This is a genomic window from Pseudomonas vranovensis (assembly GCF_040438935.1).
Classification (GTDB): domain Bacteria; phylum Pseudomonadota; class Gammaproteobacteria; order Pseudomonadales; family Pseudomonadaceae; genus Aquipseudomonas; species Aquipseudomonas vranovensis.
Window position 1 is genome coordinate 1,445,932 of sequence record NZ_CP159259.1, and the last position, 22,083, is coordinate 1,468,014.

Below are 22,083 nucleotides of genomic sequence, written 5' to 3' on the forward strand. Positions count from 1 at the left end.
TCGCACCTCGGATCTTTCGACGCGATCTGTAGTCTTTGATGCATGGAATTTGAAGGAGATGCGCATGCTCGTCCGGTCACTGACCCTCGCCACCTTGCTGGCCATTGCCGGCCCCGTCCTCGCTGACGACGCCCCCCTGACCCAGGACCTGTACAAGTCCCGCCCCTTGATTGTGATCGCCCCCAGCACCGCCGACCCGACCCTGCGCGGCCTGAACGAAGCGCTCAAGGACCCGGCCACCAAGAAGGCCTTCGATGAACGTAGCCTGGTGCTCTACAGCGTTGCCGGCATGGTCGGCAAGCGCGATGACAAGAACCTTGAACAACAGACCACCATGGCCCTGATCCGTGAGCTGAAGCTGGGGGCGCGTGCCGGCACCCAGGTGATTCTGGTCGGCAAGGATGGCGAGAAGCATGTGATCGAGCACGATGGCTCGGTCGAACCTGAATCGATCTTCAAGGCAGTGGACGAATTGCCCGCTGCCGAGAAGGCGGTTACCCCACCGACCGTGGCAGCTCCCGTGGCAGAGGCAAAGCCGGGCAAAGATGGCAAGCCGGCCAAGCCTGCCAAACCCGCGAAGCCGGCCGCGCCTCCAAAACCGCTGGAAGACTGAGCCCTGCAGCGAAGGGGCTCAGGACACCGTGGTCCAGCAGCCCTGGTCCTGGTCGGAGCGCACACACGCCTCAATGAAAGCCATGCCGCGCAAGCCGTCTTCGGCGTTCGGACACAGACGCACCAGTGGGGAGCTTGGGCGTTGCTCGCGTCGCGCCCGGATCAGCTCGGCGGCGTCGCTGTAGATGTTGGCGAAAGCTTCGAGCAAGCCTTCCGGTTGACCAGCCTTGATCCGCGTAGCCTGCTTCGCTGCATCGCTTAGCCAGGCTTCGCCACGGCGCAGTACCTGATGGGGCTGGTCCTGATGACGCAGCTCCAGGCGTTCCGGCTCTTCCTGGTGCCAGTACAGCGAGCCGGTCGAGCCGAAGACCCGGATCTGCAAACCATGTCGATGACCAGCGGCGACAAAGCTTGCCCAGAGCATCCCGCGGGCGCCACCGTTCAGGCGCAGCTTTACATGAGCGTTGTCGTCGGAGCGGCGTCCCGGCACCAGGGTGCTGAGTTCGGCAGAAACTTCGCTGATTTCCTGGCCGGTGACAAAGCGCAGCAACTGGTGGGCGTGTACGCCAACATCGGCGAGTACCGACGAGGTGCCAGCCTGACTTGGGTCGGTGCGCCAGGCCAGGCTCTTGACCCCTTGCTGCTCCAGCGGGTGGGTGCCGAAGGCGCTGGCGTGCTCGACCTGCACCAGGCGCACCTCGCCAATCGCACCCCGGGCGATCAGCTCCCGGGCTTCGCGGATCATCGGATAGCCACTGTAGTTGTGCGTGAGCAATTGCAGCGCCGGGCCCTGACGCACCCGCTCGACCAGTGTTCTGGCCTCGTCCAGGCTGGTGGCCAGGGGCTTGTCACAGATCACATCGATGCCGTGTTCGAGAAAGGCCAGGCTCGCTGGCACATGCACGGCATTGGGCGCCATGATCGCTACCGCCTGGATACCGTCGGCGCGCCCGGCTTCGACCCGGGCCATCTGCGCAAAGTCGCTGTAGATACGTTCTGGGTCCACGCCGTAGGCCTGCGCGGCAGCCAGGTTGCGCTGCGGGTCGCGGGCAAACACCCCGGCGACCAGCTCGAAGTGCCCGTCAAGGTGAGCGGCGTAGCGGTGGGTGGCGCCGATCGACGACTCCAGGCCGCCACCAACGAAACCCAGGCGCAGCCGTTGGCTGGGGTTGGCGAGTGTTTTCATGCATCACCTCCTTGTTGTGCGCGCAGTTCACGGGCGAAATGGTCGATGGCCAACACATAGCCGTGGGTACCGAAGCCGGCCAGCACCGCCTTGGCCACCAGCGACACATAGGAGTGGTGGCGGAAGGCTTCGCGGCGGTGAACGTTGGAAATATGCACCTCGATCACCGGTACTTCGGCAGCGATCAGTGCGTCGTGAATGGCCAGCGAGGTGTGAGTCCAGGCGCCAGGGTTGATAACGATACCGGCCACCCGGCCACGCGCCTGGTGAATCCAGTCGATCATCTGGCCTTCGTGGTTGGTCTGGTGAAACTCCAGGGCCAGGTCCTGGCGGCTGGCGGCCTGTTCGCACAGGGCCTGGACATCGGCCAGGGTTTCCCGGCCATAGACGTCGGGCTGACGCAGGCCAAGCATGTTCAGGTTGGGGCCGTTGAGCACGAGCAGGGTGGTCATGGGTGCAGATTTCCCGTCAGTGAGGTGGCGCGCAGGGCGTCATAGGTGGGTTTGTCCAGGGCGACGGCATCACCGCGGCCGAGTTGATCCAGGGGGGTGCGGTAGGTTTCCGGCGCACTCCAGGCAGCGATAGCCGAGATCGCGGTCACTACGCAGGTGATGCTGCCGATCAGCAGCGGCACGTTGTCCGAGCCAGGCGGTGCCACGGCGGTAAACAGGGCCGGGAGCAGGGCGGTGAACATGTAGCCGACGTTCTGGGCAATGGCCATGGCCGACACCCGATAGTGGGTCTGGAACTGCTCGGGAAAAAAGCTGGGGAAAATCGCGTTGTAGCCCTGGTAGATCATTCCCCACATCAGCAGCGAGGCGGCGAAGGCCAGCGGCAGGTTGTGCAGGCTGATCGCATACAGGTACAGGAACGACATCAGGCCGCAGCCCAGCGCACTGCCGATGATCAGCGGCCGGCGTCCGACCCGGTCCGAAAGGTTGCCGACAAAGGGAATTACCAGCACCGCGACGATATTGCCCACCACCGGAATCCACAGGTACACGCTCTTGTCGAAACCCACGCCGTAGGCCGGCTGCACCGCATAGGCGGCGCCAAACACGGTGGTCACCACCGGGATCACGTTCATCAGCGATACCCCCAGCACCACCAGCATGCCGCGCCAGCTGTACTTGAACGCATCGCGAATCGGCGAGCGTTGGCGAACCTGCGGGTTGACCTTGCGGGTGAACGCCTGGGGTTCCTCCACCTCGCGGCGGATGATGAAGGCGGCGATCAGCACGGCGGCGCTGAGCAGGAACGGAATCCGCCAGCCCCAGCTGTTGAATGCTTCCTCGGGCATGAAGTAGGCCAGTGGCAGGAAGATCGCCGCGGCCAATACTTGCCCGGCCTGCACCCCTTGCAGGGTAAAGCTGGCAAAGAAGCCACGTCGCCCGGGCGGGGCATGTTCAAGGATCATCGAACTCGCCCCGGCGATTTCCCCGGCCACGGCGAAACCCTGGATCAGGCGCAGCAGCACCAGCAGCGCGGGCGCCCAGTAGCCGATCTGGTTGTAGGTGGGCAGCAGGCCGACCGCGACGGTGGCCAGGCCCATGAGGAACATGCACAGCAACAGCACATTCTTGCGCCCGCGGGTATCGCCCCAGTGACCGAGGAAGAAGGCGCCTACCGGGCGCGCCAGGTAACCCACGCCGTAGGTGGCAAGCGAGGCGATGATCGCCACACTGGGGTCGCTGGAAGGGAAGAAGATCTGCGGGAAGATCAGTGCCGCGGCCTGGGCGTAGATAAAGAAATCGTAGTACTCCAGGGCCGAACCGACCCAGCCACTGGCCGTGGCTTTTTTCGTTTGCTGCGTAGCGTGCAGCCCCCCGGCATGTTTGGCCATTGGGTGTCTCCGTTTGTTGTTGTTATGGAGGTACGGCGGGTTAAAGCGATTCGGTGAGTACGGTCTGGCCGCTGCGGGCAGCCTGGGCAATGGCGTCGACGATCTGCAGGTTGCGCAGGCCGTCAAGCACGGTCACCAACGGTTGGGCCTCGCCGCGTATCACCTGACAGAAGTGCCCCAGCTGGCGTTGCAGCGGGTCGGCCTGCTCCAGTGTCGCCACAGCAGTGCTGAAGGGCTTCCACCAGGAGCGGTCTTGATCGCGCTGGTAGTACTTCAGGCGCATGGTCGGGATCGACAACGAGCCACGGGTGCCGGTTATCACGTAGCAATCTTCGTCGGCATAGCTTGGGTAATCGAGATTCTCCCGGGCGGTCTGCTCCCAGCTTCGGGCGCAGGCGGCGGTGTCCGAGAGCATGAAGGTGCCCAGGGCGCCACTGGCGAAGCGCAGGCTGATGGCGATGCTGTCTTCCACGGCAAAGCTGCGGGTGGCGCTGGAGGCCTGGGCCTGCACGGCAACGATCTCGCCGCACAGCGAACGCAGGTTGCCGATCTCGTGGATCAGGTTGATCAGCACCGGTCCGCCCCCGGCTTCGCGGCGCCAGGGCGCGGCGTCGAAGTAATCATCGGGCTTGTAGAACAGGGCGCTGCCCATCACCGCCACGAGGTTGCCGAGGACGCCCTCGGCGATGACCTCGCGGGCCTTGTCGAGAATCGCGCTGTGGGCGCGATGGTGGCCCACCAGCAGTCGTGCGCCGCGTTGCTCGGCGATGGCCAGCAGGCGCTTGCCTTCTGCGAGGCTGTGAGCCACCGGTTTTTCGATCAGCGCGGCCACGCCTTGCTCGACGCAGGCCAGGGCGCCTTGAACATGCAGTTGATTGGGCGTAGCGAGGATGACTCCGTCCGGGCGCTGTTCGGCGAACAACTGTTCCAGCGAGGCGTACAACGGCACCCCGGCGGCCAGGGCCAGTGCTGCGGCGGCCGGTGCCGGATCGACCAGCGCGCAGAGTTGGCAGGTGGTGCTGGCCTGGATCAGTTCGATGTGACGACGGCCGATCAGGCCGGCGCCGGCGACGGCAATGCGTAGGGTGGTCATGGCGCTCTCATTGTTCTTGTGTGGGCAAGGCTGACCGCGGCGGCGGTTTTGTGAGAGGCTAATAAAAAACGCTGGGGAGATAATCGGGCTGAATGAAGAATCAGAATGCGCTATTAGCGAATAATGATCCGCTGCTGCGCGACCTGCAGTTGTTCTGTGAAGTGGCCCGGCGTTCGAGTTTCATTGCCGCAGCCACCGAGATAGGGCTGTCGCCGGCTCACGTCAGCAAGCGTATCGCCACCCTGGAGACGCTGCTGGGGGTGAAGTTGTTCAACCGCACCACGCGACGGGTAAACATCACCAGCGATGGCGAGGCAGCCTTCATCTGGGCGCAGAAGATCCTCGAGAACGTCGAGTCGATGCTCGAGTCGCTGTCCGGGGCGCATAGCGAGCCGCGCGGTACCTTGCGCATCAGCACCAGCCTGCGCCTGGGGCGCGAGCATGTCGCCCCGATCTTGTCGTTGCTGCGCAAGCGCCATCCGAACCTGGATGTCTGGCTGGAGCTGATGGACCGTCGGGTGGACTTGATCGGGGAGAACTTCGACATTGATATCCGCGTGGGGGAGGTGCAGGAAAAGCACCTGATCGCTCATCGTATTGCTGAAAACAAGCGCGTGCTGGCAGCGGCACCCGACTACCTGGCGCGCCGCGGCCCGGTGCGGGTACCGGCGGAACTGGCGCAGCAGGACTGCCTGTTGTTTCGCAGCCGCGACGACCGCTTCGGGGTATGGCGACTGACCGGTCCGGGCGGCGCCGAGACGGTCAAGGTCACCGGGCCCATGGCGGCCAACCACAGTGACATCGTGCGCCAGTGGGCATTGGACGGCCACGGCATCATCATGGCGTCCTACTGGGATGTGGTCAGTAATCTTGAGGATGGATCGCTGGTGCGGGTGCTGCCGGCGTACTACCAGCCGGCGGATGTCTGGGCGGTGACAGCAGCGCGCTCGAGCAGCTCGGCCAAGGTGCGCAGTTGCGTGGCATTTCTGCGCGAGCAACTGGCCGAGGGGCCCTATGCGTTGGCGGTGGGTGGGTGACCGCGTGGGTGTGGGAACTGACTTGAGCCACGACCGCTGTGCTGTCGATTGCAGGCAGTCGCCAGCGGCTACACTGGTTTCTGTAGCCGCTGCCGAGGCACGAGGCTGCGATCGACTGCGCGGCAGTCGCCAGGCAGGCGCTATTCAGTCGCCTGCCTGAACCTGCAGTACCAGTTGCCCCTCAATGCTACGGACCAACCCGCTGGCCAGCAGCAGGGGCACCAGGCGCTTGTGCAGTTGCGGTTCGACGAAGGCGCGCAGGGTGTCCAGGTCCAGATTGCCCAGCGGCGACAGCTCGGCCTTGGTGTACGACAACCAGGCTTTCCTCAGTACCAGCAACACATCACTGCCTGAGGTCGTGGCAAAGCGGCGATTGACCGTCTGGCCTTGCAGGTCGAAGGTGTGCGCATGCTCGTAACCCGACTCGTCACCGGCGGTGGCCAGGCAGCGGCTGCAGCGGCAAGGGCCGTCGCCGAAGGCTTTTTGCAGGTAGCTGTTGAAATCCACCACAGGCTTGAGGCCCAGGCGCTTGTCGACCTCGAACAGGTCCGAGGTCAGGTGTTGTTCAGCGGTCAATGTCGTTTCCCTGATTGATCATGGCGGGCGCGCACAATACCAGCCTTTGCCGGCGCCGGATGTCGAAGTGCGCGGGATTTTTGTGCGCCAGTCCTTTACCCTAGGCGCCCGCGTGCGTCAGTAGACGCCGATCTATCCGTCGTTGGAGTTCAAGCATGTACAACTACACAGCCACCGTGACCGTCAGCGACGACTTGCACGAAGACGTCGAAGCGGTGGAAAACGTCGCGATCCGGGTCGGCCTTGAAGCGGTGACCGAAACCCTGAAAAAGGTGCATTTTGTCGGTGCCCTGGCAGCACCCGACAAGGCCACGCACATTTGCGTCACCTTGGACAACGGCCTGAGCTACTACGGCCCGATCGTCAACGGTCATGCCGAGCTCGAAGGCGGCTGGATCGCCTTTGAATGCGACATGCTCACCCCTCAAGAACTCGGCCTGTAACGTTCATCCCCTCGCGACCCAGCCATCGGCCTTGGTTGTATGCTGTAGGTCGCAGGCAAATCCTGGCTGCGCAGCCGGAGTGCCGGGAATGAGCAATGTTGATGACAACGAGCCCCAGGACGAGCTTGACCAACTGGCTGCCGAGTATGTTCTGGGAACCCTCGCAGCCGGGCCGCGCACCGAGTTCGAGCATCATATGAGCCATGATGCTGAACTCAAGGCGCTGGTGGATAGCTGGGAGCCACGGCTCACGGTCGAGCCCGCGCTGTTGCCGGTGCAGCTACCACCCTCCGGCCTGTGGCCCCGCATTAAGTGCTGGTTGCATCACAGTCGATGATTCAGGCCAGCACGGCCGACCACAATAGCCCCGCCAGATACAAGGCCACGCCGAACACGATGTGGGCCACCAGGCTGCGCACGCGTGCCGCCGGTGGGTTGGGGGTTTTCGACGCGGCAATGCCCAGGCCCATTCCGGGTTGCATGATTAGAAACGGCGCCAGGACCGTCGCCACACCCAGCGCCAGCGCCGGTAGCAAGACAGGCTGACGTACCCAGTCCAGCCCGTTGAGGGCCAGCAGAACGGCGGCGAAAACGATGCCGGTCAGGTAGTGGGTGGCCCAGCCCAGCACACGCTCCGAGGGCAAGGCCGGCGCCTTGGCGATGCTGGCATGGAAGAACTGACCCTGGGGCATATACCCGACCCAGCGGCCCACCAGTGCCCAGTTCGGTCCCTGGATATCGAGTACCCGCTGCTGGAACAGTGTCCACAGGTCGGCCAGCGCCGTTGCGGTCAGGCCGATCAGCACCGCGAGAATGAATCCTTCGAGCATGGGTTTCTCCTGTTTATCATTCAATGAATTGATTGAATGATTGGTCAATGCTACCGTGCTGTCAATGACTGACCTCAACTCTCAATTTCAGCACGATATCGCCGAACTGGCCCGAACCCTGGGCCACGCCCATCGCCTTAACCTGCTCGACGCCATCGCTCAGGGTGAGCGTGCCGTGGAGCAGTTGGCGCAGCAGTGTGAACTGTCGGTGGCCAATGCCTCGCAACATCTGCAGCACCTGCGTCGGGCCGGTTTCGTGCAGACCCGCCGCGACGGCAAGCGTGTGTTGTACCGCCTCGGCGAAGGCCCCATCCACGGGCTGCTCGCCGCACTTGGGCAACTGGCCGAGTTCAACCGCGCCGCCATGCGCGAGCTGCTCGACGACAGCCAGCACACCCCCGAACAATTGGAAGCCATCAGCCGTGAAGAGTTGCTCGAGCGTTTGCGCGAGCACAGCGTGACATTGCTTGATGTGCGGCCCGCCGACGAATTCGCCCAGGGCCACTTGCCCGGCGCCATCAACATTCCATTTCGTGAGTTGCAGCAGCGCCTGGGCGAGCTGCCACCGAGCCAGGAGGTAATCGCCTATTGCCGTGGTCCCTGGTGCGTGTTTTCCCGCGATGCGGTCGCCGCCCTCAAGGCCGGCGGCTTGCGCGCACGCCATTTTGCCAATGGCGTCGAACACTGGCCGGGCGCATTACAGTAGGGCCGCAAGGGTAGGGGCGACGCCGTCAAGCGCTATCCAGCGCCGCCAAATAGGGCTCGATATCCACCTCGTCGAGCTGATCGCGCCCAAGGAACTGCTCACCGTACTGGCGATACACGCCACTGGTGAGGAACAGGCGAAACAGCTCTGCATCGATATGCTGGTCGCGGGCCATGAAACTGAGGATCTTCACGGACTCGGAGAGGGTCTTGGCCGTTTTGTAAGGCCGGTCCGCCGCGCTGAGTGCTTCAAAGATGTCGGCGATGGCCATCACCCGTTCGGCGATGCTCATGTCGTCCTTGTGCAGGCGGCGCGGGTAACCGGTACCGTCCATCTTTTCGTGATGGTTGCCGGCAATGGAGGGCACGCGTTTGAGGTGGCTCGGCAACGGCAAGGTGTTGAGCATGATGATCGTCTGCACGATGTGTTCGTTGATCTTGAAGCGCTCTTCGTCGGTCAAGGTGCCGCGGCGGATGGAGAGGTTGTACAGCTCGCCATAATTGTAGGCCTGCGCCGGCAAGCGCATGTCGAAGCCCCAGATATTGCGCGGATCGTGCTTGTCCACCGGTGGCTTGCGTTCGCCCCAGGGCACGAGATGGTCGGCGCGGTCGGCCAGCAATGTCTCTTGCACCGGCAAGGCAGGCGACGGCGCCGTTGCCAGGCGCTCGGCTTCGTCACGGGACACGCCCAGGCGGTTGTCGAAATGCCGGACCCAGCGCCGCGCGCCGATCTGCTGGAGGCGTTCGATAGCCTCGTTACTCATGAACTCGCCACCGATGTTGGCAGTGGCAACAAAGGCAAACTCCTCTTGAAGCGTGGCCCTTTGACGGTCGAGGGCCGTTTGCAGTGCCTGTTGATCGCCGCCGGCGGCCAGGGCTTTGCAGTGCTCCAGTTCGGCGTCGCGCCACAGCACTTCGAAGCGGGTACGGATTTCATGGATGCGGTTGTACAGCGTCTCCAGCTTGGTGGCTTTATCGACCACGTATTCGGGGCTGGTGACCTTGCCGCAGTCATGCAGCCACGCAGCGATCCTGAATTCATACCGCTCGATTTCACTCATGCGGTAATCGGCATAAGGACCACTTTGGGTTTCGATCACCTTGTCCAGCAACATTTCGGCCAGCTGCGGTACCCGCTGGCAGTGGCCGCCGGTGTAGGGGCTCTTGGCGTCGGTGGCGTCGGCCAGCAGCTTGATGATGGCGTCCAGCAGGCGTTGCTGGGTTTCGATCAGTTGGCGCGTTTCGATGGCAACAGCCGCAGCCCCGGACAATTCCTGGACGAACTGGCGGAACGGTTGCTGCACGCCGCCCGGCTGCTGCTGGGCGGGCCCCAGTTGCAGTACCAGGATGCCAAGCAGACGCTCGCTGCGGTCGTTCAGCGCAACAGTCAGCGGGTGTACCTGGCTCGGCAGCGCCCGAGCCACAGCGGTATTGAGTGCTTCCGGGCAATGGGTCGCCAGGTGCAGTTCCGGGGGGAACGGGTCACTGCGGCAATGGGCCGCCAGTTGCAGGACTTGGGATTCTTCCCGGTGCAGATATATCGCGCCGCCTTCGACGCATGTGGCGTCCACCAGTTGCCCCAGCACCTGCTCGAGCATCTTGTCGAGGTCGGTTTCCCGGCTGAGGGCCAGGGTGATGGCCTGAAAATTGTTGATGGTGCGCGACATGCTGCCCAGCACCTGGCTGAGCTCGCCCACCTCGGTGATCCGCGACTTGACTCCCACCTTCTGGGCAAAATCGAACCCGGCCAGTGCCCGCACCTGATGAGTCAGCGCCTGCAACGGTTGCGCGATGCGCTGGGACAGCGCCCAGCCCGCCATCAATAACAGGGCAGTCAAGGCGCCTGCCCATAGCGCCGCTTCGAGCAGCGCACGGCGCGCGCCAGTCAGCAGTTCGCTGGCCGGTATGGCAATAAGCATTCGGATGTCATGCTGGATAAAGGACGACAAGGGCACCTGAATGCCATACCAGTCCTGGCCGGCGGAATGATAGCGGATGGGGTCCAGGCCCTTGTGGTCATTGGCCAGCAACCAGTCCAGGCTGCTTACCCCCAGCTCGTCCAGTCGCGACAAGCGCAGCTTTTCTCCCTCCCTGACCACCACTCGCTGCAGATCCGGGTAAATGATCACGTTACCTTTACTGTCCACCACGGCCATTTCGGTACCGGGGGTCATGCGCAGGTCTTTGACTTCGCCGCCCAGGTCATTGACCGAGGCATCCATGCCCATCACTGCCGCACCGTCGACACTGCGCTGCGCTACCGTCAGGCCGATTTCTCGGGTGGTAAAGAACACATAGGGTTCTGTCAGCACGGCAGTTGCGGACTCCATGCCCGTGACAAACCAGCCACGGGTGCGTGGGTCGAAGCGGTAATCAGGCTTGGCGACGCTTTTGAGCTGCATCAGTTGCAGGTCGTAGAAACGCCATTCGCCCTGCATCTGGCCGGCGCTGTCCTGGCTGATGCTCTGTACCAGGTAGGCCGAGCCCGGCGGGGCTTGCAGGTCGTGTTTCTCGGTAGCGTTGCGCAGCTCGCGCACCAGCAGGAACTCACCATTGGGATAGCCGACATACACCGCACTGAGCGTTGAGTTGGCGTTCAGGCTCGCCACCAGCAAGGGCAGGCGGTCGAGGCGCTGTGACAGAGTGCGGGCCTGGGAGATAGGGTCATAGGCCAGCAGGCGGATGGTACTGAGCACCGGGTCGATCAAGCGTTGGGCGCGCTCGTTGATGGTGCGGCCCAACTGGTGCGTGGAATCTGCCGAGGCGGCCACCAGCGCCTGCTTGATGCCGTGATAGCCCTGATAGGCCAGCACCCCGCAGAGCAGCAGGGTACTGACCATGATCGCCAGGCCGATGAGCACCTGCAGGGAGAACCCGCGACGGGGTCTGTTCATGGCGGAGAACCTTTATTGGCACGCAGGGTGATAACTGCTGTTCAGTTCCACATAGGCCAATACCGGCGGCGCATGGGTAAGACAATGCTAGACCAGCGATTGTCCGGGCGCCTGACGCCAGTGAACGCTACCTGAGGCAGCGTTCAAGAATGTCCAGCCCCTCGTTCAGTACCTCAGGCTCGATCGTCAGCGGGGCAAGCAGGCGGATGATGTGCCGTGACTTGCCGCTGGGCATCAGCAGCAGCCCGGCGTCCCGGGCCGCTTCCAGCACCCGGGCCAGTTGCGCGGGGGCGGGCGCGCCGTTGGCATCGACCAGCTCGATGCCGCGCATGGCACCGGTTCCCGTCAGACGGCCCAGGCAGGGCGACAGCTTCTGCGCCTGCCAGCGCTGGTAGCGGCTGACAATGGCGCTTTCCTGCAGCTCGCCCCAGGCGGCGAGGTTGGCATCCGTCAGCTGTTCGAGGGTCGAGAGGGCCGCAGCGCAGGCCATCGGGTTACCCGAATAGGTGCCACCCAAGCCGCCCTTGGGCAGGTTGTCGAGCAGGTCCTTGCGCCCAAGTACGGCCCCCAGCGGCATGCCGCCGGCGATGCTCTTGGCCACCAGCAGCAGGTCGGGTTCGATGCCCAGGCGGGGGAAGGCAAAGCGCTGGCCGGTGCGACCGAAACCGGACTGGATCTCGTCGGCAATCAGCACAATCCCATGACGATCGCAGAAGCTGCGAAGCGCCTGGGCAAAGGCCGGTTCCATGGCCAGGAAGCCGCCTTCGCCCTGTACCGGTTCGAAGATCACTGCCGCCACTTCGTCGACATCGATCTCGACACTGAACAGCCGCTCCAGGGCCGCCAGAGCCTGTTCGCTGGTCACGCCGGTATCGGCGCTGGGGAAGGGCAGGTGATACACCGGTCCCGGCAGTACGCCGACCCGCTGCTTGTAAGGGGCTACCTTGCCGTTGAGGTTCAGGGTAGCCAGGGTGCGACCGTGAAAGCCACCGTCGAAGGCGATGATCGCCGTCTTGCCCGTAGCGCCCCGGGCAATTTTCAGGGCGTTCTCCGCCGCCTCTGCGCCACTGTTGGTGAGCATGCCGCTCAACGGGTAGGACACCGGTACGAACGCTGCCAGGCGCTGCATCAGTTCAATGTACGGCTCATGCCCGGCGGCATTGAATGCGTAGTGGGTGAGGCGTGTGGCCTGATGCTGGATCGCCGCGACAATACTCGGGTTGCAATGGCCCAGGTTCAATACGCCAATACCGCCGACAAAATCTATATACCGCTTGCCGTGGGTATCCCAGACTTCCGCGTTTTTTCCGTGGGACAGCGTTATCGGATGAACTACGGAGATGGACTGACTGATAAATTCGTGGCTCATATGCACGCGGCCTCTGATTAGTTATGCCGGTATATAAGCGAGACAACCGACAGGCGCGCAAACGAATTAAAGGATTGGAATCATTCCGGCAATTATTGAAGTTTCCCCTGGAAACGGACACGCTCGTTGATCCACTGAACGAACGCCCGCACCTTGGGCACTTCGGCGGCATGTTCAGCATGGGCAATGAAGTGCGAGCCCTCGCTGGGCTTGGCGTGTGCCCAGGCGATCACCAGTTTGCCCTCCTGCAGCTCCTCAGCCACCAGGTACTGGGGTATCAGCGCGATACCGCAGCCGGCCTGGGCTGCGCGGATGCACATGGAAAAGGTGTCGAATCGCGGGCCATGGTAGCTGTTTTCGCTGTGCAGGCCCTGGCCCTGGAACCATTCGTGCCAGGCTTCCGGGCGCGATGTGCATTGCAGCAGGCGGTGCGCGGTGAGGGCGCTGGCGCTGTCGAAGCTGTGGCGGGCCAGCAGTTGCGGTGAACACACCGGTACCACCTGTTCGTTGAACAGCTCGATGCAGGTTGCCCCGGGCCAGGTGCCCTGGCCGAAGAAGAAGGCGATATCGGCCTTGGCCTGGACCAGGTCGAAGGGCTCAAGTGCGTTGCGTACGTCCAGGTGAATGCGCGGGTAACGCTCACCAAAGCCCTTGAGGTTGGGCACCAGCCAGCGCTCGCCGAAGGTTGGCTGGGTGGCAATGCGCAGTACTTCGGTTTCGCCGCCATAGCTGAGGATGTAGCGGCTGGACATGTCCAGCTGGACCAGGATCTTGTTTACCTCGGTCAGGTACAGGGCGCCGGCCGGGGTCAGGTGCAGGCGCCGGCGAATGCGCTGGAACAAGGGATGACTGAGCATGTCTTCAAGCTGGGCGACCTGCTTGCTGACCGCGCTCTGGGTCAGGTGCAGTTCCTGGGCGGCGCGGGTGAAGCTCAGGTGCCGGGCGGCGGCTTCGAAGCACTGCAGGGCGGTGGTCGAGGGCATCAGGCGTTTGGACATGGGCGGTCAATCCGGCGAAAAAGGCGTGAGGTCATTCCGTAATGGAATCATGTGTTTCTAAAAGGTCGTTTGTGACAGGCGGCCCTCTAGATTAATACTGACCCGCATCAAGGATTTCAACTGAAATTCACAGTAGGCAAACCTTAGTGGCCAGGGTAACTAACTGGCCGTCTTTTCCTGCTCGCAAAGTTCATTTTTTTCACCGGTGAGAATAACTTTTATTCGGCGTGGGACGAGCCGCGGATAACAACAAGCGTCCTCCTTAAAATAAAAATCTGCTCTATTCCTGTCGGCTGCGCTGATGTGCAGCGGCATACCCAGTTGAGGGTTGAACATGGCATCGCTACAACAAAAGAAACAGCGTTCGCTGCAACATGGCCTGACCTCCCGTCAGGTGTCGATGATTTCCATTGCCGGAATCATTGGCGCCGGACTGTTCATCGGCTCATCCACTGCCATCGCCACGGCCGGGCCAGCCATCCTGATCTCCTACGCCATGACCGGCCTGCTGGTGCTGCTGGTGATGCGCATGCTGGGTGAGATGGCCATCGCCAACCCGAACAGTGGCTCGTTCTCAACGTACGCAAGCCAGGCCATCGGCCCCTGGGCCGGCTTTACCATCGGCTGGTTGTACTGGTGGTTCTGGGTGCTGATCATCCCGGTCGAAGCCATTGCCGGCGCCGACATCCTCCATGCCTATTTCCCCGGTGTGCCGTCCTGGCTGTTCGCGTTTCTGATCATGATCGTGCTGTCGTGCACCAACCTGATCAGCGTAAAGAACTTCGGTGAGTTCGAGTACTGGTTCGCCCTGATCAAGGTGGTGGCGATCCTGGCCTTCATCGGCGTGTGCACCCTGGCGGTGTTCGGAGTGTGGCCACTGGCGCAGCAGACCTCCGGGGTCAGCCAGTTGTGGGCCAACGGGGGCTTCATGCCCAACGGCTTCGGCGCGGTGCTGGGCGGCGTACTGGTGACCATTTTCTCGTTCTTTGGTGCCGAGATCGTCACCATTGCAGCCGACGAAACCGCCAACCCCAAAGACAAGATCCGCAAGGCCACCAACCTGGTGGTCTACCGCATCGCGATTTTCTACATCGTGTCGATCTTCTTCATTGTCTCGCTGGTGGCCTGGAATGACCCGGGGCTCAAATCCGTGGGCTCGTTCCAGCGCGTGCTGGAAGTGCTGAACGTACCGGGGGCCAAGTTGCTGGTTGACCTGGTGGTCCTGGTGGCGGTGACCAGTTGCATGAACTCGGGACTCTACACCGCTTCGCGTATGCTCTACTCGCTGGGCTCACGCGGCGAGGCGCTGAAAATGACCAAGCGTATTTCCGGCAACGGCGTACCCACCGTGGCGGTGATCCTCTCGACTTTTGCAGGGTTTGCCGGATGCCTGGTCAACTATGTGTTCCCCGGCAAAGTGTTTGGCTTCCTGCTCTCGACCACGGGTGCCATCGCTCTACTGGTGTACCTGGTGATCGCCGTATCGCAGCTGCGTATGCGTGCTATCACCGACCGTGCAGGTACCGAACTGGCCTTCAAAATGTGGTTGTTCCCGTGGCTCACATGGCTGGTGATCGGCCTAATCGTCACCGTGCTGGGGTACATGCTGATCAGCCCGGCCTACCGCTATGAAACCCTGATGACTGCAGGCGTTACCCTGGCCATTCTGCTGATCTCGCTGACCCGGCGCAAAGCGGGCTCCAGCGCCCTGGCAGGTCAACCGGCGGTATCGGGCAAAGGCGCCTAGCCCGCACTTTTGCAAGGTTGAAGCGCAAAAAAGCCCATGACCGGTTCATGGGCTTTTGCGTTACACGACGTTACTATCAACCCTCGCTTTCCCTCTAAAACAGACAATCAGGAAGCTTATGAGTAACCACCTGCTATCCCTCCAGGAACTGGCCGCACCCGAAGGCGTCTGCTATGGCTGCGGTTGTTCCCACCCAAGCGGCTTGCACGTTAAAAGTCATTGGGACGAGGACGGTATTCACCTGATCTGCCGGCACTCACCGGACAGCACCTTTCTCGGATGGCCGGGGCTGGTGTACGGCGGGCTGCTGGCGATGCTGGTCGACTGCCATTCCAACTGGACGGCCATGGCTTACCACTACCGCGCCGAAGGCCGTGAACCCGGCAGTCTGCCACGCCTGGACTGCGTGACAGGGCAATTGAGCCTGACCTACCTCAAGCCGACACCCATGGGGGTCGAGTTGCTGCTCAAGGCCCGGGTCGAAGGTGAGGTAGGGCGCAAGAGCCGGGTGATCTGCGAGGTGTGGGCCGGTGATGTGCTGACCGTGACGGCCGACTCGGTGTTCGTGCGGGTCGACACCGAGAAGCTCAAGCACAAGGCCCACGGTCAGGCTTGAAGCCAATCAAAGCGGTCGACACGCCTCAGCGCAGGGTGTCGACCATCTGTCCCAGGACATCCAGCACGGCGTCAGCCAGATCCTTGGAGCGTCGGCCGTTCCAGCCCGTTTGCGGGTTGGGGGCGTCGTCGTGGTCCTTGAAGGGCATCTCCAGGGTCAGCGACAAGCAGTCGTAGGCCTGGCCGACGCTGTTGGCACCCAGGGTCAGGTTGGCCTGGCCCGGTGCCGAGCGCGGATAACCGTGAACCTGCTGGAAGTCCACCGTGCGTTTGCACAGGCTGTCGCGGAAGGTTTTCTCCAGTTCAGCCAGGCGCGGGGTGTAGCCAGGGTTGCCTTCGCAGCCGGCGGTGAACACATGCGGGATTTCTTCGTCGCCGTGTACATCCAGGAACAGGTCGACGCCGTGCTGCTTCATTTGCGACTGGGCGAAGAACACTTCCGGGCTCTTGTCGATACTTGCGCTCTGCCAGGCGCGGTTGAGGTCCTGGCCGGCGAAATTGGTACGCAGGTGGCCACGGAAGGCGCCATCGGGGTTCATGTTGGGGATCAAATAAAGGTCGGCTCGCTGGAGCAACGCCTGCAGCGTCGGGTCATTGTGCTCCAGGCGATCGATCACGCCTTCCATGAACCATTCAGCCATGTGTTCGCCCGGGTGCTGTTGGGCAATCAGCCACAGCTTGCGTTTGCCGGGCGCACTGTCGCCTGCGCGCAGCAAGGGAATATCACGACCTTCAATGCTGCGGCCGGTGGCCAACAGTTCGACACCCGGCAAGTGCTTGGCGCGTTCGATCAATTGGTTGTGGCGGGAGCGGGGGTAGGGCTCGAAATAGGCGAACCAGGCCTGTGGCTGCTCGGCGGCAAGATCAAAGCTCAGGGCTTTGCCATCAAAGCGGGTGGGGACGCGGAACCAGTGCTGCTGATCGTAGGATGCCACTGCCTGGTAGCCCGTCCACGCCCCGTTATAGGATGACTGGCCGGCGTTCTCCAGGACGAAGCCGTGCTGCTGGCCTGGGGTCAGGCCGCTGGCCTTGAAATGAAACCACTGGAAGTGACCGCTGTGGGTGTCGGGCCGTATAGCCAGGCGGGTCAGGCGCGGGTCACTGGCATCGTTGATCAGGATATTGCCGGAATCGAAATCGCAGTCGATATGCAGAGGGGGCAGCGTCACAGTCATCACCAGGCACCTGTAGAGTTGTTGTGGCACCCACTCTACACGCCTGGATCAGGACCAGAAACCGATCGCTGCCAATGCTGCCAGACCCAGGCCTATGGCCACCGAGCAACCGCCCACCGACAAGGCCGCGCGTGGCTCGCGGTACCAGGCGTCGTGCCCCAGTCGCTGCGCCGGCGCCAGCAAGGTGCGCCAGCGCAGTTCGGTGGCGTGGAAGGCTTCGCGATGTTCGGGGGCGGCGTCCAGCCAGCGGCGAAAGTCGATGCGCTCGCTGGCCGTCACCTGCGGGCTCTGCAAGCGTACATACCATTGCCCGGCCATGCTCGCGAGGACGTCGCCTTGCGGGCGTACGCTCTGCAGGGCCTGGTTCATGTGGCGTTCGACAGTCAGTGCTGGCAGGCTCAGGCGTTCGGCGATGCTGGCAAAGCTCAGTTGGTCGAGGCGGCTGAGGAGGAAGACTTGCTGGACGCGACGCGGCAGCTTCTTCAGGTGTTGCAGCAGGGTGTCGTCCGCAAGGTGCTGGGATTCGGGTTGATGCTCAAGGGGCAGCAGCAGACGTGTCATGTACAAGCTCCTTGCTCAGAGGGGGAAGGGGGCGTCCTCCGTGACGCTGCAACAGCTTAGTCTTAACGAGATTGATTCTCAAGTGCTAATTCTGCAAAGCGCCGTTACATCCTTCACGATGAGACATTCATTTGCTATCATCGCGGCCATTCAAGCAGCACCCGCCTTCATTAGCCTGAAGAGCCAAAAAAAAGACCCGGCAAAAAGCCGGGTCAAAAACCGTGATTAGCCTGATGAGGAGATAATCTGAGAGTCCGACCTAAGGGCTTTCAGTTTATCCAACCAGTCTCGCGACCAGTTGTGAGCAATAATAATCGTTATCATTTGCAAGTCAAATGAATTTTCCGTCATTCCGTAAAAAAACTTTACCGAATGCGCTCCCTCCTTGAATGAGCGGCGCTGGCGCCGTCATTGCAGCGACTTCCCACGTTAGCTTTCTGTCCCTCTACACCGCTGTTCGGTGGGCAGGTGTTCGACCATGGCCTTGGCCAGGCTGATCATGTGCACCACGGCCAAGGCCAGTTGTCGCGGCCTTCCCTGCAACCCGTTGGCCGACTCGCAGGCGGTGGCTTCGGCACACAGCAGCAACTGCACGGCACGTTCGGCCGCTTCAGGGCCGCTGAGGGTTCCTCGCGGAATCAACCAGGGTTCCTCCGCTGTCGGTATCACCGGTGTTGGATTGAGGTAGAAATCCAGCGCTTTGCGGGCAGCGTCGCTCGTGCTCAGTGCTTCGTTATCCAGGTTGATATCCATTTCAGGAAGTGTCTGTTTCATTCGGCTACCTGCCATATGGGTAAGCGATCTAAGGTAGGCGCGAATAATAATACGTAATGTAGTTGTGACCGCTTTTTAAATACTACAATTTGTGTATTGAGCGTCAGGGAGCAGTCCGTATCGTGCCAGCGATGGATAATTGGACTGATCTGGTCAAGGCCAGGATGCGTGAACTCAAAGTCACGCAGGAGAATCTCGCCGAACGCATCGGGGTCACCCAGGGTGCAGTCGGGCATTGGTTGCGCGAAGAACGCGAGCCCAGGCTCAGGGTGCTGAACCAGATTCTGATCGAGGTCGGCTTGCCGCCATTGCAGATGGTGTTTCCCTCGCACACGTCGGAAACCAGCGGCACTTATGGTGTGCTGCCCGGTACATCGGCGGCAACCCTGGACCTGGAGCACCAGAAGCACGATCTGTATTTTCGCTACCCGATCCTGTCCTGGGATGGCCTGGAGACGATCGAGCCTACAAGGCCTTGCGTGCGCCAGTCGTCGGACCATGTCGCGTTGGGGCGAACGTTCTGGTTGCCGGTGGAAGGCGATGCGATGACCGCGCCAATGGGCTTGAGTGTGCCGGAGGGCATGCTGATCCTGGTGGATACGGGCGTGAGCGTCGCGCCGGGCAAGCTGGTGATCGCCCGCTTGCCCGATCGCACGGGCCCGGTTTTTCGCCAACTGATCGAGGAGGGTGGCCAACGCTACCTGAAACCCCTCAATCCGACGTACCCCAAGGCAGTGTTCACGGCGCAGTGTGAAGTGCTGGGTGTGGTGGTGCAGGCGTTTGTGAGGTTTTGAACGGCATCGCGGGACAAGTTCGCTCCTACAGTAGGAGCGAACTTGTCCCGCGATGTGTTTTCAGTCTTCTTGCAGCTCCACCAGCACAGCCCCTTCACTGACCATCTCGCCTTCCTGGCAAAACAGCGCCTTGACCGTCCCGGCGTGCGCTGCGCGAATGCTGTGTTCCATCTTCATGGCTTCCAGCACCACCAATTGAGCACCCGCTTCAACCGTCTGCCCTACCTCGACCAATACCCGCACGATACTGCCGTTCATGGGCGCACTCAGGCCGCCCTGGTGGCTGTGACTGGCATCGGCCTCGGCAATCGGGTCAAACGGGGTCACCGCGTGCAGCTCGCCGTCCCACTGCAGATAGAGGGTGGTGCCGCGACGGATTGCCAAGTGCCGACGGCGCAGGCCATCCTGCTCGATCACTAGCTGTTCGCCGTCCAGTGTCAGCGTTGGCGCAGCCGCATGACTGAGCCCCACGGCCTGGTCCTGGCCGTTGCAATTCAAGTGCAGGCTGATGTGCGCCGGCACGCCCAGGCGCAAGCCCGCGTTTGCCGCCCAGGGCGAGTGGCGATCATCGCCACGGTGCTGGACCGGCTGGCTCTGAATCCAGGCTTCAGCCGCGGCCTGCCAGAACGCGGCGGGCAGTGGCTGGGTGGCTGGCAACAACTGTTCCTGATAGCGCGGGATGAAACCGGTATCGAGCTCGGCCTCGGCGAACGCCGGGTGCGCAAGGATCCGCCGCAGAAACGCGATGTTGGTTTTCAGCCCGCCAATGGCGAACTCATCGAGCATCGCCAGCAAGCGCAGGCGTGCCTGTTCGCGGGTCTGGCCCCAGGCGATCAGCTTGCCCAGCATCGGGTCGTAGAACGGCGAGATGCTGTCGCCTTCACTGACGCCACTGTCGACCCGGCGCCCTTCACCCGGCGCCGACTCGCGGTACAGCACCAGTTGCCCGGTAGCAGGGAGGAAGTCGTTGGCGGGGTCTTCTGCGTACAGGCGTACTTCGATGGCGTGGCCATTGAGCGGCACTTGTTCCTGGGTGATCGGCAATGGCTCGCCGCAAGCCACGCGGATCTGCCAGGCCACCAGGTCCAGGCCGGTAATGGCTTCGGTCACCGGGTGCTCCACCTGCAGGCGGGTGTTCATTTCCATGAAGAAGAATTCGCCGCGGGCATCGAGCAGGAATTCGACGGTACCGGCGCCGACATAACCAATGGCCTGGGCGGCCTTGACCGCCGCTTCGCCCATGGCCTGGCGCTGGGCCGGGCTCAGGCCTGGTGCCGGGGCCTCCTCGACGACTTTCTGGTGGCGGCGCTGGATCGAGCAGTCGCGCTCATTGAGGTACAGGCAGTTGCCGTGCTGGTCGGCGAATACCTGGATCTCTACGTGACGCGGCTTGAGTACGTACTTCTCCACCAGCATGCGCGCATCGCCAAACGACGACTGCGCTTCACGCTGGGCCGAGGCCAGGGCTTCGGCCAGCTGGCTTTCGCTTTCGACCACCTTCATGCCCTTGCCGCCACCCCCAGCGGTGGCCTTGAGCAGCACCGGGTAGCCGATGGTCTCGGCGGCAGCGCGGAAGGTTTCCAGGTCCTGGGCTTCACCGTGGTAGCCCGGCACCAGGGGGACGCCGGCTTGCTCCATCAGGGCCTTGGCGGCCGACTTGCTGCCCATCGCGTCGATAGCGCTGGCCGGCGGGCCGAGGAAGATCAGCCCGGCCGCTTCGATGGCACGGGCGAAGCCCGCGTTCTCCGACAGGAAGCCGTAACCCGGGTGAATCGCCTGGGCGCCGCTGGCCTTGGCCGCGGCCAGCAGCTTGTCGATGTCCAGGTAGCTTTCGGCGGCCTTGGCTCCACCCAGGTCAACGCGGATATCGGCTTCACGGCTGTGCCGCGCTTCACGGTCGATGGCGCTGTGTACGGCCACGGTGGTCAGGCCCAGGGCCTTGGCGGTGCGCATCACCCGGCAAGCGATCTCGCCGCGGTTGGCAACCAGCAGGGTAGTCAATGGCGTGCGGGTCATGGGCGCGGCTCCTTGTTCGACGGTTCGCCCTGCCAGGCGGGTGTGCGTTTTTCCAGGAAGGCGCGCAAGCCTTCCTGGCCCTCGGGGCTCACGCGGATACGGGCGATGGCATTCTCGCAGTAGCGGCGCAGGGCAGGGGTCAGCTCGCCGTGACCCACTTCACGCAGCAACTCTTTGCTGGCACGCATGGCCTGGGGGCTGTTGAGCAGCAGGTTGTCGATCCACAGTTCGACCTGTTGCTCAAGCTCGGCGGCCGGGTACGCCTCGGCCAGCAAGCCCAGTTCACGGGCGCGCTCGCCACTGAAGCGCTCGGCGGTCAGGGCATAGCGACGTGCGGCGCGCTCGCCCATGGCCTGTACCACGAACGGGCTGATCACCGCAGGCGCCAGGCCGATGCGTACTTCCGACAGGCACAGTTGTGCCTCGCGGGTGCCGATGGCCATGTCGCAGCAACTGATCAGGCCCAGTGCGCCGCCAAAGGCTGCGCCCTGGACCACGGCCAGAGTCGGTACCTTGAGCTTGGCCAGGTTGTACATCAGCTCTGCCAGCTCGCGGGCATCGTCCAGGTTGGTGTTGTAGTCAAGCGCTGCCGATTGCTGCATCCAGGCCAGGTCGGCGCCTGCGCTGAAATGCCGGCCACGGCCGCGCAGCAGGACGAAGCGCAAGCTGGCGTCGGCGGCGATCTGGTCGATGGCCAGGATCAGCTCGCGGATCATCTGGGCGTTGAAGGCGTTGTTCTTGTCTTCCCGGCTCAGCCACAGGGTGGCGAAACCACGGGAGTCCTTGTTCAGTTCAAGGGTAGTGAAGTCGCTCAT

Annotated in this window: 23 protein-coding genes; 9 read left to right on the top strand and 14 right to left on the bottom strand. The window is 62.7% G+C overall.

The window, feature by feature from the left end:
- Positions 1 to 64 precede the first annotated feature (64 nt).
- Entirely contained in the window at positions 65 to 613 is a 549-nt protein-coding gene (locus ABVN19_RS06845; RefSeq protein ID WP_028941891.1) for a DUF4174 domain-containing protein, read from the top strand.
- 18 nt (positions 614 to 631) lie between these two features.
- On the opposite strand, the gene ABVN19_RS06850 is transcribed toward ABVN19_RS06845, so the two are convergent.
- The 4 genes from ABVN19_RS06850 to ABVN19_RS06865 are packed head-to-tail and all read right to left on the bottom strand — an operon-like array spanning position 632 to position 4,734.
- Positions 632 to 1,798 carry a Gfo/Idh/MocA family oxidoreductase gene (locus ABVN19_RS06850; protein ID WP_028941892.1) on the bottom strand — a complete coding sequence of 389 codons (1,167 nt, stop codon included), beginning with the start codon at positions 1,796 to 1,798 and terminating at the stop codon, positions 632 to 634.
- The gene (gene aroQ / locus ABVN19_RS06855; protein WP_105642616.1) at positions 1,795 to 2,250 is read right to left on the bottom strand and encodes a type II 3-dehydroquinate dehydratase; all 456 of its coding nucleotides are present in this window, start codon (positions 2,248 to 2,250) and stop codon (positions 1,795 to 1,797) included. The genes ABVN19_RS06850 and aroQ overlap by 4 nt, the downstream gene beginning before the upstream one ends.
- Positions 2,247 to 3,641 carry an MFS transporter gene (locus ABVN19_RS06860; RefSeq protein ID WP_105642615.1) on the bottom strand — a complete coding sequence of 465 codons (1,395 nt, stop codon included), beginning with the start codon at positions 3,639 to 3,641 and terminating at the stop codon, positions 2,247 to 2,249. The genes aroQ and ABVN19_RS06860 overlap by 4 nt, the downstream gene beginning before the upstream one ends.
- Positions 3,642 to 3,681: 40 nt before the next feature.
- Positions 3,682 to 4,734, bottom strand: a complete 1,053-nt coding sequence (locus ABVN19_RS06865) for a Gfo/Idh/MocA family oxidoreductase (protein ID WP_028941895.1) — start codon at positions 4,732 to 4,734, stop codon at positions 3,682 to 3,684.
- 92 nt (positions 4,735 to 4,826) lie between these two features.
- Between ABVN19_RS06865 and ABVN19_RS06870 the strand changes: the two genes are divergently transcribed.
- Positions 4,827 to 5,771 carry a LysR family transcriptional regulator gene (locus ABVN19_RS06870; RefSeq protein WP_028941896.1) on the top strand — a complete coding sequence of 315 codons (945 nt, stop codon included), beginning with the start codon at positions 4,827 to 4,829 and terminating at the stop codon, positions 5,769 to 5,771.
- Positions 5,772 to 5,915: 144 nt separating this feature from the next.
- Here ABVN19_RS06870 and ABVN19_RS06875 read toward each other — a convergent pair whose 3' ends face one another.
- Positions 5,916 to 6,347: a hypothetical protein gene (locus ABVN19_RS06875; protein WP_105642614.1), complete on the bottom strand. Its 432-nt coding sequence runs from the start codon at positions 6,345 to 6,347 to the stop codon at positions 5,916 to 5,918.
- A gap of 155 nt (positions 6,348 to 6,502) precedes the next feature.
- On the opposite strand from ABVN19_RS06875, the gene ABVN19_RS06880 reads away from it, so the two are divergent.
- Positions 6,503 to 6,790, top strand: coding sequence for a hypothetical protein (locus ABVN19_RS06880; RefSeq protein ID WP_028941898.1), 288 nt, complete (start codon positions 6,503 to 6,505; stop codon positions 6,788 to 6,790).
- An 88-nt stretch (positions 6,791 to 6,878) separates the two neighbouring features.
- Positions 6,879 to 7,127: a hypothetical protein gene (locus ABVN19_RS06885; RefSeq protein WP_028941899.1), complete on the top strand. Its 249-nt coding sequence runs from the start codon at positions 6,879 to 6,881 to the stop codon at positions 7,125 to 7,127.
- A gap of 1 nt (position 7,128) precedes the next feature.
- Here ABVN19_RS06885 and ABVN19_RS06890 read toward each other — a convergent pair whose 3' ends face one another.
- Complete coding sequence (locus tag ABVN19_RS06890) at positions 7,129 to 7,620, bottom strand: DUF2938 domain-containing protein (RefSeq protein WP_028941900.1); 492 nt, start codon at positions 7,618 to 7,620, stop codon at positions 7,129 to 7,131.
- A 64-nt stretch (positions 7,621 to 7,684) separates the two neighbouring features.
- Here ABVN19_RS06890 and ABVN19_RS06895 point away from each other — a divergent pair, with 64 nt between their 5' ends.
- A complete protein-coding gene (locus ABVN19_RS06895) occupies positions 7,685 to 8,326 on the top strand; it encodes a metalloregulator ArsR/SmtB family transcription factor (protein WP_028941901.1) in 642 nt (213 codons plus the stop codon).
- 25 nt (positions 8,327 to 8,351) lie between these two features.
- Here the strand turns inward: ABVN19_RS06895 and ABVN19_RS06900 are convergent, their stop codons facing one another.
- The 3 genes from ABVN19_RS06900 to ABVN19_RS06910 form a co-directional block, all read right to left on the bottom strand.
- Positions 8,352 to 11,219 (bottom strand): HD domain-containing phosphohydrolase, encoded by a 2,868-nt coding sequence (locus ABVN19_RS06900; RefSeq protein WP_105642613.1) that lies wholly within the window; start codon positions 11,217 to 11,219, stop codon positions 8,352 to 8,354.
- A 127-nt stretch (positions 11,220 to 11,346) separates the two neighbouring features.
- Entirely contained in the window at positions 11,347 to 12,588 is a 1,242-nt protein-coding gene (locus tag ABVN19_RS06905) for an aspartate aminotransferase family protein (protein WP_105642612.1), read from the bottom strand.
- A gap of 92 nt (positions 12,589 to 12,680) precedes the next feature.
- Complete coding sequence (locus ABVN19_RS06910; protein WP_028941904.1) at positions 12,681 to 13,586, bottom strand: LysR substrate-binding domain-containing protein; 906 nt, start codon at positions 13,584 to 13,586, stop codon at positions 12,681 to 12,683.
- Between the two features lie 334 nt (positions 13,587 to 13,920).
- Here ABVN19_RS06910 and ABVN19_RS06915 point away from each other — a divergent pair, with 334 nt between their 5' ends.
- Positions 13,921 to 15,333 carry an amino acid permease gene (locus ABVN19_RS06915; protein ID WP_028941905.1) on the top strand — a complete coding sequence of 471 codons (1,413 nt, stop codon included), beginning with the start codon at positions 13,921 to 13,923 and terminating at the stop codon, positions 15,331 to 15,333.
- A 118-nt stretch (positions 15,334 to 15,451) separates the two neighbouring features.
- Positions 15,452 to 15,949 carry a PaaI family thioesterase gene (locus ABVN19_RS06920; RefSeq protein ID WP_028941906.1) on the top strand — a complete coding sequence of 166 codons (498 nt, stop codon included), beginning with the start codon at positions 15,452 to 15,454 and terminating at the stop codon, positions 15,947 to 15,949.
- Between the two features lie 25 nt (positions 15,950 to 15,974).
- Here ABVN19_RS06920 and ABVN19_RS06925 read toward each other — a convergent pair whose 3' ends face one another.
- Both ABVN19_RS06925 and ABVN19_RS06930 read right to left on the bottom strand, forming a co-directional pair.
- Positions 15,975 to 17,123 carry a M14-type cytosolic carboxypeptidase gene (locus ABVN19_RS06925; RefSeq protein ID WP_028941907.1) on the bottom strand — a complete coding sequence of 383 codons (1,149 nt, stop codon included), beginning with the start codon at positions 17,121 to 17,123 and terminating at the stop codon, positions 15,975 to 15,977.
- 48 nt (positions 17,124 to 17,171) lie between these two features.
- A complete protein-coding gene (locus ABVN19_RS06930; RefSeq protein WP_028941908.1) occupies positions 17,172 to 17,684 on the bottom strand; it encodes a DUF4880 domain-containing protein in 513 nt (170 codons plus the stop codon).
- Between the two features lie 40 nt (positions 17,685 to 17,724).
- Between ABVN19_RS06930 and ABVN19_RS06935 the strand changes: the two genes are divergently transcribed.
- Complete coding sequence (locus ABVN19_RS06935) at positions 17,725 to 17,913, top strand: hypothetical protein (RefSeq protein WP_146117351.1); 189 nt, start codon at positions 17,725 to 17,727, stop codon at positions 17,911 to 17,913.
- 200 nt (positions 17,914 to 18,113) lie between these two features.
- Here the strand turns inward: ABVN19_RS06935 and ABVN19_RS06940 are convergent, their stop codons facing one another.
- The gene (locus ABVN19_RS06940) at positions 18,114 to 18,458 is read right to left on the bottom strand and encodes a hypothetical protein (RefSeq protein ID WP_146117350.1); all 345 of its coding nucleotides are present in this window, start codon (positions 18,456 to 18,458) and stop codon (positions 18,114 to 18,116) included.
- Between the two features lie 131 nt (positions 18,459 to 18,589).
- Here ABVN19_RS06940 and ABVN19_RS06945 point away from each other — a divergent pair, with 131 nt between their 5' ends.
- The gene (locus tag ABVN19_RS06945) at positions 18,590 to 19,252 is read left to right on the top strand and encodes a S24 family peptidase (RefSeq protein WP_028941911.1); all 663 of its coding nucleotides are present in this window, start codon (positions 18,590 to 18,592) and stop codon (positions 19,250 to 19,252) included.
- A gap of 60 nt (positions 19,253 to 19,312) precedes the next feature.
- Here the strand turns inward: ABVN19_RS06945 and ABVN19_RS06950 are convergent, their stop codons facing one another.
- Both ABVN19_RS06950 and ABVN19_RS06955 read right to left on the bottom strand, forming a co-directional pair.
- The gene (locus ABVN19_RS06950) at positions 19,313 to 21,268 is read right to left on the bottom strand and encodes an acetyl/propionyl/methylcrotonyl-CoA carboxylase subunit alpha (RefSeq protein ID WP_105642611.1); all 1,956 of its coding nucleotides are present in this window, start codon (positions 21,266 to 21,268) and stop codon (positions 19,313 to 19,315) included.
- Positions 21,265 to 22,083, bottom strand: coding sequence for a gamma-carboxygeranoyl-CoA hydratase (locus tag ABVN19_RS06955; RefSeq protein WP_028941913.1), 819 nt, complete (start codon positions 22,081 to 22,083; stop codon positions 21,265 to 21,267). The genes ABVN19_RS06950 and ABVN19_RS06955 overlap by 4 nt, the downstream gene beginning before the upstream one ends.